The sequence below is a fragment of the Peribacillus huizhouensis genome, from assembly GCF_014138605.1.
GTDB lineage: Bacteria > Bacillota > Bacilli > Bacillales > DSM-1321 > Peribacillus > Peribacillus huizhouensis.
In genome coordinates this window covers 18,995-39,089 of record NZ_JACJHX010000013.1, presented here as the reverse complement: position 1 = coordinate 39,089, position 20,095 = coordinate 18,995, and the positions used below count along the sequence as shown (strand labels likewise).

Below are 20,095 nucleotides of genomic sequence, written 5' to 3'. Positions count from 1 at the left end.
GTTTACATCCTTTTATCACGTTTTCAATAAAAAAGACAGTATCAAAGTTATATTATATTAATACAAAGAACCGTCCAATTAAGGACGGTATTAAAAAAGTTTTAATGTTGTTCCACACTAACACCTCTAAAATTAGTATTTTAGAGGTGTTAGTTTTTTATGTTCACTTTTTTTCCATAATCGCAAAGTAATTTTCTTCATTATCAGCAAAGTTAAAAACTCTACCAGAAGGCATACTTACAATTTCTCCGACTTTGATATTATTATCGGAAAAGTCTTTATATAATGTATCCAGGTTTTCCGAATAAAACATTATTGATGGTGTTTGTAGATTTAATTCCGGCTGCATTTTAGCAATGAATTCCTTGTTATGGAGAACGAAACTCGTTTCAGCTTCTTTTGTTGGAGCAATTTCAATCCATCTCAATCCTTGTCCATTGTCTTCTTCAGAAATTTTACTAAACCCTACTTTTTCTGTCCAAAATTTTAATGCATCATCTTGGTTATTTACATATAACATAATTTGACCAACTTTTTTAATCATTTGCTTCTCTCCATTCCTACAAGTTCAGATAATATTGATTATTTATACCTTAGAGCATTCCATTATTCTTTCGCAAATATAACTACTAAATGATTATACCAAAAAACAAAGTTATTGACTGCATTATGCCCATGTAAGAAAGGTGATAAGTTGTCCAATGAATAAACCATCACTAGTTATGAAAATATTGACTACTTAATAGATTATAAGTCATTCATACATAGACTAGTATTCATATAATCAAGCATTAACATTTTTTTCATACAGTCGTAATTTCATTAAGGCATTTACTTTTTCTGATCCAAGAAGCATAGTGATTATGTACACGACAATAAAAAATGGGAAAATTTCCATTGTGGAATACGAAACAATCATTCCAAGAATAGGTGGCAAAAAAGTACTCCCTGTATAGGCAATTGCCATTTGATAGCCCATAATAGACTGAGAATGTTCTTTTCCAAAACGGGCAGGTGTTTCATGTAACATACATGGAAAAATCGGTGCCAATCCTAAGCCAATCAAAATAAACCCTACAAGTGAAAAGTTAGTTGGCAAGGGCATTAAAAGAAAAGTAGCTCCAATTAATGCTATAATCTGTCCTGTACGAATAAGAATACGGTTACTCACCTTCAAGGTAATAAATCCTGTAATTAATCTTCCTACTGTGATCCCAGCGTAGTATAAGGAAACCCATTGAGCTGCCACTGCTACTGATATGCCCTTAACATTTACAAGAAAGCTACTTCCCCACAACCCAATGGTTGCTTCCACAGCGGAATAAAATAAAAAAGAAACGAGCGCAAACTTTACACCTTTAATTTGTAAAGGTTTCACATTCTTCAACGTAGTTTCATCAGGAGAAACAATTCTTTTGTTATCCTGTTCTTCACTAAAATCACCATGACTTCTTAGTGCTACTCGTTTCCATAATGGAAGAGTAAAAAAGAGGAGTAAAACCAACGCAAACTGAATAACTGCAATGGCAACATATCCATGTCGCCAAGAATTTTGAGTGGTGATAAACTGGGACATTATAATCGGTCCAAGAGAAGCGCCAACTCCCCAGAAACAATGTAACCAACTCATATGATGTGCTTTATAGTGTGTAGCAACATAGTTGTTTAATCCTGCATCGACTGCCCCTGCACCTAAGCCGAGTGGAACAGCGCATATAAAAAGCCATATGAGCGATGGTGAAAAAGAAAACCCTAATAGTGCAATGGCAGTCATAAATACACTAATTAAAGTAACATTACCTGTTCCCATCCGCTTAATAACAGGTCCGCTTGCTAAACTTGAAATAATTGTACCGCCTGCAATTACCATGAAAAGCAAGCCTGCAATTTCAAGTGGTTGCCCAAAATCTGATTGCATCACCGGCCATGCAACGCCTAACATAGAATCTGGCAAACCTAAGCTAATAAACGCCATATATATGATTACTAAAAATATAGTAGCTATAATAAGTCCCACCCCTGTATTTTTCATTTAATCATTGTATAGTTTAAACTTTGTGTTTTTTGCTCACTCTAATTCATCAACTATCCGAATACCAGTAATCATCCGTTCAATAGCAAGTCGCTGCAATCCATGAAGATAGTCTTGTTTCCAATCACTCATAATAAACTCAGGAAGATGTTCTTTTGGTACATACTTAGCACTTTCTATCGCAATTCGATTTAGTACTGTCTGATTCATTTCCTCTTTTGAAAAAATGACAGTATGAGGATTAATAATGGCTACAAGAGAAGCTATTAAGCGACTAATAGCTTGAATCTCATGTTTCTCATGAATTGTAGGGTTCTCTGTATTCTTCTTGTTTCCCTGGTACATGGCTTGATGGAAATTCTGGTTATCATACAATGGCATGAACGAAATTTCACCAGTAAAAAATGTACTTCCACGTACAACGTCACCATTAATAAGAATCCCAGCTCCTGGGCCATTTTTCCCGGAATACAAATATACAAGCGATTGTTTATCCTCTCCCCCACTCCTTTTTTGAAACCCTAGAACTGCAGCATTCATGTCATTTTCTACAACAACAGGTATCGAAAACAGATCCTCAAAGTATGTTTTCAATTCAAAGTCATGGAAACTTTGATAATTAGGGATATGAAAGATTCTTCCGTTATTGACAGCACCAGGTACACCAATCGCGATTGAAGTGATTTTCGGAAATTCTAATAGGATATTATGTAATAACTCTGTCAACGAATTGAAAGCATCTTGGAATACGCTTGCTCTAGTTCCGTGTTCTTTCACTTCCCCAACACAATTAAAAACTGCGTAAACTGTTTCATTTTCCTCTAAAAAAACAGCCAGACCAAGCATATGCTCTGGATTAAATTCATATCGTTTTGCTCTTCTTCCTCCACTAGAGTCATCTAATCCGATTTCATAAACCTCACCATCTCGTTCCATTTGAGCAATTATCTTGCTGACTGTGGGAAAGCTAATTCCTAACAGCTTGCTAAGTTCTACTTTTGTAGCACTACCAAGCTGTAACAGCGTTGTCCGTATTACACGAAGAATGACCTTTTTCATTGATTTTGGTGTAGCAAATCGTTCATCCATTATGTTCACCAGCTTCTTAAATGAGTTATTTGTGCTACTACTGTGAATTTGCTAGAAATTAATGATTTATATCTTGTAACATATTAAGCTTCAATTTGTTTAATAATTTTTGCGGGATTCCCACCTACTACTACATTATCAGGTACATCTTTCGTTACGACGGCACCTGATGCAATAACCACATTATTTCCAACACGAATACCTGGATTGATAATAGCTCTACCACCAATCCAAACGTTATTACCAATCGTAACAGCTTTACCGAATTCTGGTCCTGCAATTCGTTCATGTGGATTCAATGGATGTGCAGCCGTATAAATATGAACGCCTGGAGCAATGAAACAGTTATCCCCTATTCGAACTTCACAAACATCTAATATCACACAATCAAAGTTTGCATAAAAGTTTTCGCCAACATGGATATTATATCCATAATCACATTTGAAATTTGGTTCAATGATTAAATGATCACCAGTTGAACCAAGAAGTTCCTTTAATAATTCCGTACGCTCGCTTGCCTCTGTTTCTATGGTTTGATTGTATAATCTAGTTAGCCTTCGAGCATCCAATCGCTCTCTAATTAATTCAGTGTCTGCAGCATTATACAATTCACCGTTCAACATTTTTTCTTTTTCTGTTTTTATGATATTCAGCTCCTAATAAAATTTTTATATTGCAAGTGATAGTACAAATCATTCTTACTTAAAGTTCTTCAACTTAATAAAGACACTTATTAAAATGATTTAATAAGTGTCTTTATAATACCATGCTTACCCACTAATTGTTGGTAAAAAAGCAAATTTATTTATCCATACCATCATAGCAATAAAAAACTATACGAAAAAACTGCTAAAAATAATAGCGAGCAAGGAGATAAGCATTTTAGTTTCAATAATTTTTCTTAGGTAATTCTATCAAGAGATATGTTATACTACCCACTGTCCTGACCATTGCCTCTTAAATCCTACTTTACCTCCCCATACTTTTCAGTGTTTATCTAATTTCCCATGATTGGCCATTCAAAATCTATAGTTCGTATGGGAATTTTCGTATGTATTAGTCAAGCAATTTACAAGCTGCTTTCCTTCAACAAGGTACATGTTAATGATTCTTTTTATTCTTAAAAAACGCAATAATTAACAGCAAAATAGGAATAATCACTTGAAAAGGAAGCTGGATAGCTAGAGGAAGAATTTTTAGTTCTTCTTGTAATTGTTCTGAATAGCTGCTCGCCATCTGGATCGACAAAAATAATACGACAAAACCGAGGGGATAGCTCACCTGGGAAGGTTCTCTTATTTTAAATAAGTCAGATATTCCAATAACAGCAGCATAAAAAAATAGCGCAATTTTAAAGAAACAGCCTATGATTAAAGCAATAAGAAAGTACACATCAAGACGCTCCAAAAATTGAAGGATCTGGATCGATTGCATCGTCGTTAGTAATGGGAACTGATACCGAGAAGCAAGATGAGTACCAAGAACACCAATATTTAATGCAGCGCCAAAAGCTAGGTTCATACCGCTTAAAATAACACTAACTACACCAATAGATTTCACTTTTTTTGAGCTGTTTAAGTAAGGGAAAATCATTGTAAAAACAATCAATTCCCCAAAAGGGATATACAATGTTTCTGTAAATACATTTTTTAATATAGGAGAAATGCCATTTTCAAGGACAGGTGTTAGATTGTGGATATTTATTAAACCAGAACTGCTAACGAGTATGAGTCCAGTCACTGAAAGAAACAGCAAGACAATGAATAGCAATTCCGCTGTTCTTGATAATACCTCAATCCCTTTCCGTACTGTATAAACAACGACAATGACCATGAAAATATTAATGAAAATTAACGGAGTAAACGGGTAAACAAAAATCCCTAGTATTTCACCGAAACTTCGTAATAAACGTGCCGAAAAATAAACAAAATAGAGGATGTATAAAAAGGCAAGACCCTTTCCCAAAACTTTTCCTACTATTTTTTGAAAATAATCGGTTGGCAGGACATTGGGAAAGTATCGATATAATCGATAATAAACTAGAAATAGTAAAACTCCCCCGATAGTTGATAACAGTATAGAAATCCATGAGTCTTGCTTCACCTCCATAGCAAGAGGAAGCAACATGGAGTCGCCCTGTTCAAACAATAAAATGAGGACAAACAATTGGGTTATGCTGATTTTCGCTTTTTCCACTAGTTTGTCACGTCCTTCTTATTTATTCTCAAGGTCAGAAATATAGGATTCCTTAGTAAGACCTGTACGACGAACAAAAGCTTCGACTGATACTCGGATTTTCGCCTTTGGAAAATGAACTTCATTCCAATCCTGTTCAAGATTCTTCCATTCAGTTGGATTAGCCCTGTATACTTTTTCACCAAAACCAAAAATATCTGATTGATTTTTCTTCGCTTGTTTAACAGCTTGTTTGATCTCTTCTTTAATTTCCTTTTCAAATGATTTTTCAATCTTGAATAATGTATCACGGTCAGATAGCTTAATAGAAGTATTTACTTCACCAATATCCCCTTCCACTTCAGTATGTATGGAAATGACTGGACTTCCTTTTTCCATATCCGCCTTCACCTTCGTTTTTTGACGGATTACATTATAAACAATCGCTTCCTTTTCTTCTTCCCAATCTACAGCGACTGCTGTTGTTTTGATTTTATTCAAAATCCACGATACTCCCCGTGATGTTTTATTATGAAACCAACCAATTAATTTCCCTTCTTTAAAAATAGCAATACCGTTAGCATCAATATTACCTGAGGGTTTCGTATCTTGAATATTTTCCAATTTGCTTCCTTTGTCTTTACTTCCTAATATTCGAAATCCAGTAATGACTGGTTCCTTCCCCGGTGTTACAAGGGCCCTGATTACATCTTGAAGATTAACTTTTACAACTTCTCCCCATATATCTTCAGTAAACTTTATTGTTTTAATTACATCATTAGAAGATATTTTGTCTATGGGAGTCAAAATTTTAACAATATCAGCTGCTTTTGCATTATGAGCAATGACAATTTGTGCTGTTGTTCGAAATTCCGGACTTCGTTCAATGGCGTCTAGAACTCTTGTGATACCTTCTTCCCTTGCAAGCTTTTCACTAATAACCACCAAGTTAGTATGGGCATAATAACGCTTACGTGATACCTTCTTTGATAACTCTCGGCTAGCTATCAGAATAGTATTCGCAGTAGAAGTATAAGTGGAAATAGGAGGGGTTTGCCCGCCACCTCCCTGTAAACTACCCGCCACATTTCCTGGATTAATCACTTGAAGAGTTACTTCGTATCGTCCCTTATTCTTCTCACTTTCATTTTTATCAATTGCGAATGCCGAGACAATAGCTAAATCATTTAACTCTTTTTGACTCCAACAACCAGTAATAAATAGGATACTTGAAATCATCAAGGATAAAAAGAACGTTTTACACTTCATTTTGGTCACCTTTTTTTAGGGTACTATTTTTCATGCCTCGTTCATCATCAGGTTGAGGTTTTAGGCCATGCCCTTCCCTTGTCTCATTTTCTTTACTGATTAATTTTGGCCTTTTATTGATCGCCCATAATGGTTGACGAACGATTGAATCCCCTATGTTAGCCGGAATAAAAGGTGCTAGTGGTGTCATGTAAGGAGTGCCAAACGAACGTAAACTACATAAGTGAACAATCAGCATAATAATTCCAAGGACAATTCCGTAGAAGCCAAATACAGCAGCAACAAACATAAATAAAAACCGGATCAATCGAGCAGAAATAGCGATGGAAAAGGCTGGGGTTGCAAAATTGGCCATCGCTGTTATCGCTACGACAATTACCATAACTGGCGAAACAATCCCTGCTTGAACAGCTGCTTGTCCAATGACCAAAGCTCCTACAATCGACACTGTAGAGCCTACAACCTTAGGAAGACGAATCCCCGCTTCTCTTAAAATTTCAAACACAACCTCCATAATAAATGCTTCAATCAGTGTAGGAAAAGGAACGGATTCGCGCTGTGCGGCGATGATCACTAACAGTTGTGTTGGAATCATTTCCTGATGAAAAGTTGTCGCCGCGATATAGATGGCAGGACCAAGGATCGAAATAATAAATATAATTACTCTTAATAAACGGATAGATGTAGCTATATCGAAACGTGTATAGTAGTCTTCGGTACTCTGGAAAAATTGAATAAAGACAGCGGGAGCCAGCAACACATAAGGAGTTCCATCCACAAAGATCGCTATTCTTCCTTCAAGAAGATTGCCAGCAACTGCATCAGGTCTTTGCGTATGGTACAGGGTTGGAAATGTAGTTAACGTCTGATCTTCAACAAGTTGCTCAATATAGCCAGATTCGAGAATGCTGTCAATGTCAATTCTCTGTAAACGGCTACGTACTTCTTCAACAACTTTTTCATTAGCAGTGCCTTTTATAAACATGATGGCTACATCAGTATTGGTCATTTTTCCAATCTTTAAAGACTCGAGCCACAAATCCGGATTCTTTATGATACGTCGAACCAAACCAGTATTTGTTCTAATTGATTCTGTAAAAGCTTGTTGAGGACCACGAACGACATTCTCAGCAGTTGGTTCTGACACAGAACGTTTCTCGCCGCCTGTCGTACTCGCACTCAAAGCTCCCACTACTCCATCTACAAGAATAATGGATTCACCTGCCATTAATGACAAAAATAAATCGTTCCATTCACATATTTTTTTCGTAGACCCAAGTGAAATCACCTGTTCAGAAATTATGTCGAAAATCTGTTCAGTAGCAATTACTTCCTTCCAATTCTGATAACTTAAAATTGATTTAATTAAGAAATCATTGATAGATGCTCCTTCTACGATCCCCTCAATAAAAACAATAGTAGCATTCAAATCAAAGTTCACCCCTGCTTTTATTGGGCGAATGACAAGGTCTGAACTCTCACCAGTTTTTTTCTTAATCCAATCGAGATTGGCAGTTAAAGAAGAGCTGATCTTTTCTTCAGTTGTGTGATTTTGAACATTTTGCTGGTTTTTATTCTGTTTATTACGTTTGAAATACATAAGTAATTACCTTCCGTGGGTTTTATTAGTAATGTTTCTTAATAAGTTTTTATTTATACAATTAATTTTGTATAGACGTAGAGGATTGGCTAAAGATACGTAAAGGAGAGTGATTGGAGTGAAAATCATAGGCATTTCAATTTTGATAATGGTACTATTAATTGGCCTTAATTTTGGCTTAGATATTATACAAGGATTTAATCGAAAATCAGCAGTTTACAATGCTATTAGTCCCTTTCGTGTTGGGAATACTCTCGACTATATCGTCGTGTTTCTTTTTATACTTTTTATAGCGATTGACATAATTTTGTATCATAGAAAACAAAAACAAGAAGCAATAAGCCCTCAGAACAAAAAGCAATCATAGAAAAAATGCTTATCATAAAAGTTGAAGTTGAAAAATAAATAGATAAGATAATCATTTCCATTCTGATTTCATGAGTTGCGGTGTGCTCAAAACCGTAAACTTATCTTACTTCACTCTTAATGACTGGCTGTGTTAAAGCTCATTGTTGATTTTTAGCACTATGTTGATTGGAGCGGAAAGCGAACGCTTTTCGTTTCAATTAACAGGCAAGTTTAACAGAGCCTCTGACTAAGTAAAGATTTGTCCTTTTTCACCATAAAAAATCCCCTCACAGGTAGCTAGTAAACACATCATATTAAATGTTCACAACAGGCTAAATTGTGGGGAATTATAACATACTCAGTAAAGTATCAAATTTTTGGTATTATATTGTCAGTTCTAAAATCAATTCATTGAGGAAGTAACTTCTTTAAATCTTTTCACTCCTTCATAAACAGTCTGCTCATCCACATTTAAAGTCGGTAAGCATTGATGAGTTAAAACGAGTGCAGTAGGTGTATCCTTGCTTTCCAAAGCTAATTGCCATGCTGTTTCTTTTGATCAGCAGGACGAATAATAGAAAGTCCTGGCATTGCACGTAAAGCTGCTAGTCTAATCTAGTAAAATTAGATAGAAATAAAAAGAATTCACACATTTGTATTACACCTCACTGATATTACTAATACAGCTATGAGTGTAACAAATGTGTGAACTCCATGTCTCAATAAGAATATATTAAATGGATATGTTTACTTTTCATTTTCAAATGACTTCCAAACTTGCTCATACACTTTTTTTAAAGGAACATCATGGAGTTGGGCGATGTTTTTACATTCATCATACTCTGGTGCTCGTTGTACAACTTGTCCATCATATATTCCCTCTTTGATAGTCACTATTCCCCATTCAGTGGTTACTTTACTAAACATTCTTTCTAACCGGTGAACCGTTAATGGATAGTAGCGTACACCAAGTGTTGTTGTTTCTTTAAAAAGGATTTCTTTCATTTTGTTTATTTTGCTAGATGAACAGAGTAATTGAAGTAATATACCCGGTCGATTTTTTTTCATAAAAATTGGGGTATAGAATACATCATTAGCACCAGATTCGAAAAGTAAATCCATCACATATCCAAGCCATTCTCCTGGAATATCATCAAGATTGACTTCCATTTTAATCATTTGTTCATCAACATGTTCATGGTTTGGAGGATGTTGGGCACCCATCATTTTTGCTCCTCTCGCTATTAGGTTCGTTTTAGCTTATTCCCCAATAATAACACGGAGCACATTAGGATGATTAGGGAAGCTCTTTGTCCCTGCTCCATACCCAATTGATTTAACCTTCATAGAAGGTATGGTACAAAACTCCTCTGCAAGTACCGATACAATTGCTGCTCCTGTTGGAGTCGTAAGCTCGGCTCTAATATTCGATTGCTCAATTGGTACTTCTTTTAAAATTTCTAATGTAGCAGGTGCAGGTACTGGATAAATACCATGATCGATATGAATTCTTCCTGCACCAACAGGAATGGACGATGATTTAATGACCGATATATCGAGTTGATGAAGTAATATTGCTGCACCAACAATGTCAATAATTGAATCAACTGCACCTACTTCATGAAAATGGACACGATCTAATGGAATACCATGGATACGTCCTTCTGCCTCGCCAATTTTCTTAAAAATTTTCAAAGCTGTTTCTTTTACATGGTCAGTAAATCCAGCAGCTTCAATTAACTCCACAATATCTTGATAGCCACGATGATGATGAGAATGTGCATGATCGTGGTCGTGGTCATGTTCGTGACTATGCTCATGTTTATGATCGTGACCATGCTCATGAGCGTGGTCGTGTTTATGATCGTGACTATGCTCATGAGCGTGGTCGTGTTTATGATCGTGACTATGCTCATGAGCGTGGTCGTGTTTATGATCGTGACTATGCTCATGAGCGTGGTCATGTGTATGTTTAGGAGCATGATCGTGTTGGTGGTTATGACTGTGCTTGTCCGTTAATAAAACATCAAACTTCGTACTAGTAATTCCGTTTTTTATTACTTTTTCCCACTTCAATTGGTATTCTTCTTCAATCTGAAGCTTTCTTAACTCTTCTTCTAGAATCATTGGATCTGCTCCGGCATCGATAAGTGCTCCGATAACCATATCTCCACTAATACCAGATATACAATCAAAATAAAGTGTCTTCATTCTTTTCTGCCCCTCTTTGTGCAAGTTGATGTATTAAAACAGCGTTGTATCCTCCACCAAACCCGTTATCGATATTGACAACACTTATCCCTGAAGCACATGAATTTAACATGGTAAGTAAAGCCGATAAGCCATTAAAATTCGCACCATACCCCACGCTCGTTGGGACAGCAATAACAGGATGGGAAACAAGTCCACCTACTACACTTGGGAGAGCCCCTTCCATTCCAGCAACTACAACTGAGACTGTAGCATGTTGAATTTCATCTAAATTATTCAATAACCGATGAATTCCAGCAACACCTACATCATAAATTCGATGTACCTTGCTTCCTAGTACTTCTGCTGTTACGGCTGCTTCTTCAGCTACACGTAAGTCAGATGTTCCTGCGCAAATAACAGCAATGTACCCTTGTAAGTTACTATCGGACACTTCTTGATCTTTCCAATAAAGAATTTGTGCCGTTTCATTATAAATAAAGTCAGGACATGCTTTCAGAACAATTTCAGCCTTTTCTTTTGAAATTCTAGTAATTAAGACTTGATTGTTTTTGCTTCTTAGTGCCTCGGAAATAGAAATAATCTGTTCAGCCGTTTTACCTTCTCCGAAGATAATTTCCGCGAAACCTTGTCTTTTCTTCCGATGATGATCAACTTTTGCAAAACCTAAATTCTCATATGTAGCTAATTGTTCTTTTGCGTCTGCTACACTTAACGTTCCGTTTTGGACTTGTTCCAAAATATTCTCTAGCATATCTTCACTCCCCAATATTTCTTGCTCTTTTTCGTGGTAGGAAAAAATTAAAAATACTTCGACAAGTCTTTTACCATCATTTCATATTTCTCATACATATGTTTATAAAACTCATTCGTTTGTTTATTCGGCTTAATCACTTCACCCATTGGAATATTCTTTTTAATATCCGCAAAAGATTCAACCTTTTCAATGGCAACCAACGCTGTCCAGGCAGCTCCCCATGCGGCACTATGATGACTCTCTGGCACTAAAACTTCTTTTCCAAAAACATCAGCCATCATTTGAAGCCATAAAGGAGACCTTGCCAAGCCGCCATTCACATAAATTTTTTCAGGTTCACCAGCTATCTTTTCTAAAGCTTTCCCAATTTGATAAAGATTTAAAGTAATTCCTTCAAGAACTGCACGAATAAAGTGTTCTCTTTTGTGTGTAAGGGTCATTCCATAAAAATTCCCTTTTGCATTCTGATTCCATAATGGTGCTCTTTCACCATTAACATAAGGAAGAAAGATCATTCCTTCTGCTCCTGGAGCTACCTGTTCCGCTTCTGCAAGAAATTTCTCAAAGCTGCCTTCGTAATTCAATAAGTCCTTTAACCACTGTAAAGCAATCCCACCGTTATTTGTCGGACCTCCGACAATGGAATAATCCTCCGTAAAAGAATAACAAAATGTTTCACGATTTTCACTTATTTTAAACCCATTAGTTATTTGTCTGATTGCTCCACTTGTACCAACAGATACGGCAACTTCTCCCGGTAGTATTGCCCCGATTCCCAAATTAGCTAATTGGCCGTCAGCTGCCCCTACAACAAAAGGCATTTCAGGCATTATTCCCATTTCTTCAGCTATATTGCTTTTGATCCCTGTTAATCGTTCCGTCGGTGAGACAATTTCAGAAAGCTGTTCAATATCAATTCCCGTTAATTCCAATAATTCATGATCCCATTCCCGATTTGTTGGATTAAATAACCCTGTTGCCGATGCCATCGAGAAATCAATAACCCTTTTATTAAACCAGCTATGAAGCAAATACTCTTTAATCGACATAAAGTATTTTGCTTCATGATATGGTTTATATCCCGTTTCTTTCATCCATAATAATTTTATGAATGGTGTCATAGGATGAATCGGAGTCCCTGTTTTTGAGTAAATTTCGTCCCCATGAAATTCCATCACTCTTTCACTTATCGTAATACCTCTTCCATCCGCCCAAATAAGCGCTGGTGAAAGTGGTTTACCATTGGGATCTACGCAAATAATTGAATGCATGGCAGCAGAAAACCCGAGCGTAATCAGCTCGTTTTTAGTGATATTTGCTTTTTCAATAGCTTCTCTAACGGCTACTACAGCTGATCGTTCTATTTCTACTGCATCCTGCTCTACCCAGCCTTGTTGTGGGTAATAAAATGTGTTCATTTTTTCAACTTCTGCAACTACATTGCCATTCAAGTTAAAAACACATGCTTTAACACTTGTTGTTCCAATATCAAGGCCAATTACAAATTCTCTTGACATGATTCATCTTCCTTTTATATAAACATTAATTATAGTAAAAAACTATATTGATTCATAATCTTAATAGAAAAGGCTTTGGATCCCTCCAAAGCCTTTTCATTTGTATCCGATACAATTTTAACCTAAATCGCACAAAAGCAGCAATAAAGTGAAACTTCAATCAGTAGGTTTTTTTCAACCCACTGATTGTTAGTCCAACCCTAGTGCCGCTAATACCTTCGTGCAACATAGATAAAGCGATACTACAATCTAAGGTTCTACGAACACAGACCAAGTACTCCACGTCTTATAGACTTTCGTCGTAATAACCCACATCCTGTGGGCCTCACCTATCCTATTGAAGACCACAAAGGTAAGTTTCACTGTATCTTACCAATCGGGCCATTACTGCATTTTCCACCATTTTTGGCTGCCTGTTAATGTGGGATGAGATTAAGTTGTAAGAACTTTGTTCATACTTCCACTCTGATAGCCAATTAAATCTAATGTGATATATTTATAACCGTAATCTTGAAGCTCTTTGACAATAGCATCATGATTTTCTAAAACGGTCTTCATATCTTCAGGTTCTACCTCAATCCTAGCAATATCTTCGTGCGTTCGGACCCGAACTTGACGAATCTTAAGGCTTTTTAGATAGGCTTCTGCTTTTTCAACCTTTGTTAACTTTTCTTTTGTAATATACTCACCATAGGCAATCCTTGATGAAAGGCAGGCAAATGAAGGTTTATCCCATGTTGGTAAATCATATTTACGTGAAAGTTCCCTAATTTCTTCTTTAAACAAATTAGCTTCTAACAATGGACCTCGTATTCCCTTTTCTTTAGCTGCTTTCATGCCAGGCCGATGTTCATTCATGTCATCAGCAATGACTCCATATACCACATTTTGAAATCCCTTTTCCTCCAAAACCGGAAGTAAGTGATCAAATAAACTGCTTTTACAGAAGTAGCATCGATTCTTGTTATTCTCTGAGTAGCCTGGAATCGCCAATTCAGATGTTTCTATTACTTGATGCTTGACACCAATTTTTTCTGCTAATACGATTGCTTCTTTTAATTCACTAGATGGATACGTTTCAGAGTCAGCTGTTACGGCAAGCACGTGATCTGTACCTAATGTATCTACAGCAGCCTTTAATAAGAACGTACTATCTACTCCCCCTGAGAATGCTACGACAACTGATTCCATTTCTCGGAGAATCGACGTTAATTGATTGTATTTCTCTGTTAGCACGGTCTCATCTCCCTCCATCATTAAGTCTAAGTTTCTTTATCTAGGAATGAATCAACCACAGTTTACCATATTAAATTGTTGATTGCTTTATGTGCACAAATTTAAATGGTCATGCTTCCAAAACCACCGTCAACGCGAATAAGAGTTCCTGTAACAAAGCTTGAAGCCTGTTCAGAAGCAAGCCAAACCGCAGCCCCTTGCAGTTCTTCTGGAGTACCAAAACGATTCATTGGTGTATGATTCATGATTGACTCTACTCTTTCAGGGCTTAAAATCTTCCGGTTCTGTTCTGCTGGGAAGAAGCCAGGAATAATCGCGTTAACACGAATACCGTTTGGAGCGAATTCACGGGCTAAATACTGAGTTACACTATTAAGACCCGCTTTCGAAACTGAATATGTAAATACTTTTGATAATGGTGTAGTAGATGATACAGATGAAATATTAATGATACTACCTTTTCTTTCTTGTTCAATCATTCGTTTAGCGAAAATTTGGCATGTTAAAACAATTCCTTTTAAGTTAACATCCATAATATTATCCCACTCATCCATATCAAGGTCAAAAAATGGTGTCGCACTATTCGTACCAGGTGCATTCAATAAAATATCCCATCCACCTGACCATTTTTCGATATCATTTGCAACTTGTACTAAAGAATCACGTGAACTTACATCTGCTTGAAACGCTTTTGCAGTTCCTCCATTACTTTCAATTTCTTTGACAACTTCATTTGCTTTTTCTAAATTACGACCGACAATCGCAACTTTCGCTCCTTGAGCAGCTAATCCTTTTGCAATCGATGATCCTAATACACTATTTCCGCCAATAGCAACTGCTGTTTTCCCTGTTAAATCGAATAATTTTGTCATATTAATACTCCCCCAATTTTTAAAATAAGTTTCCTTTTTCATCAAATCCAAGTTCATATACATCTGAAATTTGATCCATATTTGGATGTTTAGCAACATAATCTAATAATGTTTCAGATACTTCAATTTCACTTAACTTTAATGTGTTTTTTATGCGTACCATTTTTACTGTTGTAAAATCTAATACATTACTTGTTTTAACTGCCGCTTGAATAGCTTGTAGATCGTTCGGTAATGTAGTAGCTATTTTGGTTGGAGAACAAACCGTGGATGTTAATCCATTCGCGTATGTTCCTTCTTTATCCATTTTGTCTACTAAACGTTGAGTTGTAAAATCTGCCGTCCCAACTCCATTAGCGTTCCCCTCAGATTGCGGTGTTACATCCAGTACGACCATTTTGTTAACTTCTGGTCCTCCTTGTGCATATGGAGTTGGATAACGTCCCGTAATATTTGGGTCCATACCATCCCCACTAATATTTTTACCGATTTCATCTATAACAAGAACTTCTAATTGGTCAAAGAAAAGCTTCGGTAATAGTTCTTTCGCTTTCTTTTGAAGTGCTGGTTCTTTTTCAATAATGTCATCAGGTGTATAAACTTCAACAACAGCTACCCTATCAAAAGCATTTTCAACTGTTCCAACACCGAAAAGGACTGGCGTTTTCTCCATAATAACTTTCGCCATAGCGGGAACATTTTCAGCCATATATTTAAAGCCCATTTGGTGACAAGCCTCGGCCCCTTTTTGTTTCCCTAAACCAATACTTAACATTTTCATTAATCCACTTTCAACCGGTCCTCTAAATGCTGTATGAGGTTTCACGCGGTTAATAACAACAATACCATCTGCTTGTGAAGCATATTTGTCTATATAAACAGGCAATCCGTTCGGTAATTCACCTAGCTTCACTACTTCCATCGTAGATCGAATTTCGCAACCTGCTGTTTCTTCAGTAACTCCAAGATGTTCTAATACTGCACGCTGACCTTCCGCTGTTGCACCGCCATGACTTCCCATACTCGGTACAATGAAAGGTTTAGCTCCTAAATCTTTTAAAAACTTCACTGTTGTTGCAGTCGTTTCCACAAGACGATCTAATCCTCTGCTACCTACTGCAATCGCAATCTCCATACCAGGCTGAATCAGTTTTCCAATCGAATCTTGTTGTAATTTTTTCATCAATTCTTGTTCAAGATCATCTATCTGCTTGTCGTCAAACTTTACTTTTACCTTTGCCATTTTTGGCACTGGAATATCTTTTAATAATTCTTGTAAAATACCCATAAATAACTACACTCCCTTTTCTTTAAGTTCCTTCAAAGTTTTGCAAAATAAGAATATAGATTACGCAAAAATAGTATTTGAAAGAGTATAGTTGTAATCCCTTTCAAAAATAGAAGTATAATGATTGTATCATTGTTATATAACTAAAATATATTATTTTTTATATTAATTTGTTTACCAAACAAATTAATTAACTGTATAATATCATTAAGCTATTCTTTCGTCAATTATTATTGAGTAAAGATTCATGAATTATTAATTTTTTTATTTAAATAAGTATCTAAGTAAAAAAACGGTACTCTTCTATTTAAGAGATGCTTATTAACCTATAAAACACGAGGAGGGAAATATATGCTTACTGGAGATGCTGCATATATTAAAAATATTAATAGATGTATAATCATTAGCAAAATTATAGAGCACGGAATGATATCTAGAGCTGACTTAGCAAAGATTACTGGTTTAAACAAAGCGACAATTTCAGTACAGGCATCTGATTTATTAGATGAAGGATTAATCATCGAAACGCTTCAAGAGCATAAAAATCTAGGCAGAAGGCCGATTATGCTTTCAATAAACCAAGAAGCAGGATTTGCTTTAGGTATTGATCTTGACAAGAATACAATTACATTTACTCTTTCTGATTTATTGGGTTTTCCAGTTCATACCGATACAGTTGAATTGAAAACTTCTGATTACGATGTAGTTCTTGAGCTTTTAATCAAGCATATCAAGGGTTATAAAAAACGGTGCATGAAAACCCGTTATGGACTTGTCGGCGTAGTCATCGGCATTCACGGTATTGTTAATAATGAAGAGATGATTTATTTCGTGCCTCAGCATCAATGGCATAACAAAAATTTAAAAACCGACATTAAAAATGAAATAGGCATAGATGTATACATTGAAAATAACGCGAATTTGTGTTCATTTGCCGAAAGAGTATATAAGCATCATCAAAGTGAGAATTTGTTAAGTGTAAGTTTGTATTCGGGAATCGGCCTTGGAATTATGATTAATGGTGAATCTCTCAAAGGGTATCATGGCTATGCTGGTGAGATTGGTCATATGATTGTAGTGCCTGATGGCAGACCATGCAGTTGCGGGAATTCAGGCTGCTGGGAACAATATGCTTCAGAATATAGTTTTTTTAAACAAGTATCCGAAATCCAAAACAAAACGAATATTAAATATGGAGATATACAAAATTGGATTACAGAACAAGATCCGGTCATATGTCATCAAATGGATCAATTCATCAAGTATATCTCAATTGGCCTAAATAATATTATTAATCTGTATAACCCAGAAATATTAGTTATTAATTGTGAATTACTTCGTTTATATCCAAATGCTATCTCCGAAATCGAGTCCCAACTAAAGTCAACTGTTGGTCATTACCGTAAACTGCTAATATCAGAATTCGGAAAAAAGGCATGTATAATGGGTGCCTGTGCTTTAGTTATTAAGAACTTTTTCGACGTTTCAGATATATGTTTAAATATAGCTGATGAAGAAGGTTCATAAAGTGAAACTTCCATCAGTGGGGGTTTTTTCATCCCCCACTGATGGTTAGTCCCGTTCTACTCTCGCTAAGACCTTCGCTTACGCTTCGTTCAATCGTTGAAAGGCTGGGAGAACAATCAGTTTTGGATTAGGTTATTCGAAGGATGAATTTGGTGGAGGTTTTTATCGTTCAAGGACTATTGAGGGCCTAACAAATACTACGATGGAAATATACAATGTTTGTTTACAACTATTGAAGGAAGCTATCGAGGAAACACAGTTAGGCAGATATCTCTGTCCATTAGTAACTTGGTTGATGTTTATGAAATGCAAATAGATTTATTTGAGCCAGACGGATGGAAAAAACGAGAGCTTGGATATATAGTAGACAAGATTAGAAATAAATTTGGTGCCTCATCCCTGTTAAGAGCTGGATCATTTACAACCGCCGGAACTGCATTGCATCAGAGCAAGTTGGTTGGTGGACATAAAAAATAGCCCCTCTCAATTAAGATGAGGGCTTATTTAATTCTTCTTATTTAAAATGAAGAAGGTCCACAGCTCTTTTTTGAGCTTCAATTTTTTTCTAGATCCTTCCTGAATTATTTGGCCCGATCGTATTATAAGGTTAGCAAGTTGATTCTGATTGAGCATTTTTAATATCGATATATGACACTGTAGACGGGGTAGGTCGTATGGCCCACGGGACCATGATCCTGTACGTAAAACAGTTCATCCCCTACGTGTAGACATGTTTGAGGCTGGTTAGAAGATTCTCAAGTTTTTATACTAATACCAACATCTTACCTCTTCTACTAGTAAAGTCATTTTATAATAATTTAGTATGTTAATCCTAAATGTTCACGGAAGGTATGACCTTCATATTTCTTTCTGAAAATACCTCTTTTTTGCATTTCAGGAACAATTAGTTCAACAAAGTCTTCTAAACTACCGGGTAATGTAGGAGGCATAAGATTAAATCCGTCAGCCACACCAGCTTCAAACCAGACTTCCATCTGATCCACAATTTCGTCGGGTGTACCTATCAGCGTGTGATGTCCACCGCCTGCATTAAGATATCCTAATAATTCTCTTACTGTAGGTTGTGTATCATTAATAATTTCTAGTATCGTTTCGTAACGTCCAACTGGACCAGTAAATTCTTCTACTGGGGGTAATTGAGGTACTTCTTTATCAATTTCCCACTTAGAACAGTCTTGTTGAATAAAGAAACTCAACTGTTTTAAAGCTGTTTCAAGAGGTAATTGCTCATCTAATGCTGCTTTTTTGGCTAAAGCCTCTTCATGAGTATGACCTACATAGGTTACTAAGCCTGGAAATACTTTAATATGTCTATCGCTGTCTTCGCTTTGTTTAACTTGTTCATCTAATTTTTCACGAAATTTTTTTGCTTGCTTTAAGTTCCACGACACTGAATAGACTGCATCGGCATATTTTGCGGCTAATGCAATGCCTTGTTTAGATGCTCCTGCTTGCATTGATACTGGTTTACCTTGCGGACTTTTTGGCGTAGTGGATGGGCCATACACTTTAAAATAGGTACCAATGTGATTAAAAGGCTGAATGTTTGAAGGATTTATCAATTTTCTTTCTTCTCGATGATGTAGAAACTCATTACTGTCCCATGAAAGAAATAACTTATTCATTAAAGCAGCAAATTCATCTGCCTTCTCATAGCGTTTGTCATGAGAAGGTAGTTCTTCCATACTATGATTTAACGCCTCTAAATCAGTCATTGACGTAACGAGATTCCAACCAACACGTCCTTTTGTAATATGGTCTAAACTTAATAGTTGTCGTGAAGCTGTGAAAGGATTAGAAAAAGTACTTGAAATTGTTGAAACTAATCCCACATGATTTGTCACTTGAGAAATAGCAGTTAAATTGACTACTGGATCAAACCAAAATGCTGGCATATCACTAGAATCTTTACCTTGAAATGATTGATTATCAGCAAAGAATACTGCGTCAAAGTAACCCTTTTCTGCTAACTGTGCTAAGGATTGGTAATAAGAAATGTCTCCAATACGTTCAACGCTTGAGTCAGGCATTGACCAAGCAGCTTTATGGTGTCCACAACCATACAGCAAAACACCAAGGTGCAGTTGTTTTTCTTTAGTTTTTGTCATTTGTTTACACCTCAAAATACATCATTATTAATTGACTTGTATACT

The 20,095-nt window shown here is 36.1% G+C and carries 15 protein-coding genes and 3 pseudogenes; 3 read left to right on the top strand and 15 right to left on the bottom strand.

All coding sequences use genetic code 11. From position 1 onward, the window contains the following. Positions 1-163: 163 nt before the first annotated feature. The 7 genes from HNP81_RS17315 to HNP81_RS17285 all read right to left on the bottom strand — a co-directional run bounded on the left by HNP81_RS17315 (position 164) and on the right by HNP81_RS17285 (position 8,165). Positions 164-544, bottom strand: a complete 381-nt coding sequence (locus HNP81_RS17315) for a VOC family protein (RefSeq protein ID WP_028390896.1) — start codon at positions 542-544, stop codon at positions 164-166. Positions 545-784: 240 nt separating this feature from the next. Further along, entirely contained in the window at positions 785-2,005 is a 1,221-nt protein-coding gene (locus HNP81_RS17310) for an MFS transporter (protein ID WP_182503494.1), read from the bottom strand. A 63-nt stretch (positions 2,006-2,068) separates the two neighbouring features. Continuing rightward, on the bottom strand, positions 2,069-3,121 hold the full coding sequence (locus tag HNP81_RS17305; protein WP_182503425.1) for an ROK family transcriptional regulator: 1,053 nt from the start codon (positions 3,119-3,121) through the stop codon (positions 2,069-2,071). Between the two features lie 83 nt (positions 3,122-3,204). Continuing rightward, entirely contained in the window at positions 3,205-3,765 is a 561-nt protein-coding gene (locus tag HNP81_RS17300) for a sugar O-acetyltransferase (protein WP_182503493.1), read from the bottom strand. Between the two features lie 457 nt (positions 3,766-4,222). Then, entirely contained in the window at positions 4,223-5,317 is a 1,095-nt protein-coding gene (locus tag HNP81_RS17295) for a GerAB/ArcD/ProY family transporter (protein ID WP_182503424.1), read from the bottom strand. 18 nt (positions 5,318-5,335) lie between these two features. After that, complete coding sequence (locus HNP81_RS17290; protein ID WP_028390891.1) at positions 5,336-6,565, bottom strand: Ger(x)C family spore germination protein; 1,230 nt, start codon at positions 6,563-6,565, stop codon at positions 5,336-5,338. Continuing rightward, positions 6,555-8,165 (bottom strand): spore germination protein, encoded by a 1,611-nt coding sequence (locus HNP81_RS17285; protein WP_182503423.1) that lies wholly within the window; start codon positions 8,163-8,165, stop codon positions 6,555-6,557. Before HNP81_RS17285 ends, HNP81_RS17290 begins: the two co-directional genes overlap by 11 nt. 109 nt (positions 8,166-8,274) lie before the next feature. Here HNP81_RS17285 and HNP81_RS24920 point away from each other — a divergent pair, with 109 nt between their 5' ends. Then, positions 8,275-8,532: a YczF family membrane protein gene (locus tag HNP81_RS24920; RefSeq protein WP_512698953.1), complete on the top strand. Its 258-nt coding sequence runs from the start codon at positions 8,275-8,277 to the stop codon at positions 8,530-8,532. A 396-nt stretch (positions 8,533-8,928) separates the two neighbouring features. Here HNP81_RS24920 and HNP81_RS24715 read toward each other — a convergent pair. The 7 genes and pseudogenes from HNP81_RS24715 to HNP81_RS17250 form a co-directional block, all read right to left on the bottom strand. Continuing rightward, a pseudogene (locus HNP81_RS24715) lies at positions 8,929-9,125 on the bottom strand (hypothetical protein); the annotation flags it as partial. Between the two features lie 135 nt (positions 9,126-9,260). Further along, positions 9,261-10,679: pseudogene (gene larC, locus HNP81_RS23945) on the bottom strand (nickel pincer cofactor biosynthesis protein LarC). Positions 10,680-10,704: 25 nt separating this feature from the next. Beyond that, positions 10,705-11,478, bottom strand: coding sequence for a nickel pincer cofactor biosynthesis protein LarB (larB, locus tag HNP81_RS17270; protein WP_028390887.1), 774 nt, complete (start codon positions 11,476-11,478; stop codon positions 10,705-10,707). Between the two features lie 47 nt (positions 11,479-11,525). Then, positions 11,526-12,998: a gluconokinase gene (locus HNP81_RS17265; RefSeq protein WP_182503421.1), complete on the bottom strand. Its 1,473-nt coding sequence runs from the start codon at positions 12,996-12,998 to the stop codon at positions 11,526-11,528. Positions 12,999-13,430: 432 nt separating this feature from the next. Then, positions 13,431-14,234 carry an ATP-dependent sacrificial sulfur transferase LarE gene (gene larE / locus HNP81_RS17260; RefSeq protein ID WP_182503420.1) on the bottom strand — a complete coding sequence of 268 codons (804 nt, stop codon included), beginning with the start codon at positions 14,232-14,234 and terminating at the stop codon, positions 13,431-13,433. A gap of 101 nt (positions 14,235-14,335) precedes the next feature. After that, a complete protein-coding gene (locus HNP81_RS17255; protein ID WP_028390884.1) occupies positions 14,336-15,106 on the bottom strand; it encodes an SDR family oxidoreductase in 771 nt (256 codons plus the stop codon). Between the two features lie 19 nt (positions 15,107-15,125). Further along, on the bottom strand, positions 15,126-16,394 hold the full coding sequence (locus HNP81_RS17250; protein WP_182503419.1) for a nickel pincer cofactor-dependent isomerase, group 22: 1,269 nt from the start codon (positions 16,392-16,394) through the stop codon (positions 15,126-15,128). Positions 16,395-16,745: 351 nt separating this feature from the next. Here HNP81_RS17250 and HNP81_RS17245 point away from each other — a divergent pair, with 351 nt between their 5' ends. Further along, the gene (locus HNP81_RS17245; protein WP_182503418.1) at positions 16,746-17,921 is read left to right on the top strand and encodes an ROK family transcriptional regulator; all 1,176 of its coding nucleotides are present in this window, start codon (positions 16,746-16,748) and stop codon (positions 17,919-17,921) included. 100 nt (positions 17,922-18,021) lie between these two features. Continuing rightward, positions 18,022-18,398: pseudogene (locus HNP81_RS17240) on the top strand (DinB/UmuC family translesion DNA polymerase); the annotation flags it as partial. 341 nt (positions 18,399-18,739) lie between these two features. On the opposite strand, the gene HNP81_RS17235 reads toward HNP81_RS17240, so the two are convergent. Then, complete coding sequence (locus tag HNP81_RS17235) at positions 18,740-20,050, bottom strand: LLM class flavin-dependent oxidoreductase (protein ID WP_182503416.1); 1,311 nt, start codon at positions 20,048-20,050, stop codon at positions 18,740-18,742. Positions 20,051-20,095: the final 45 nt, after the last annotated feature.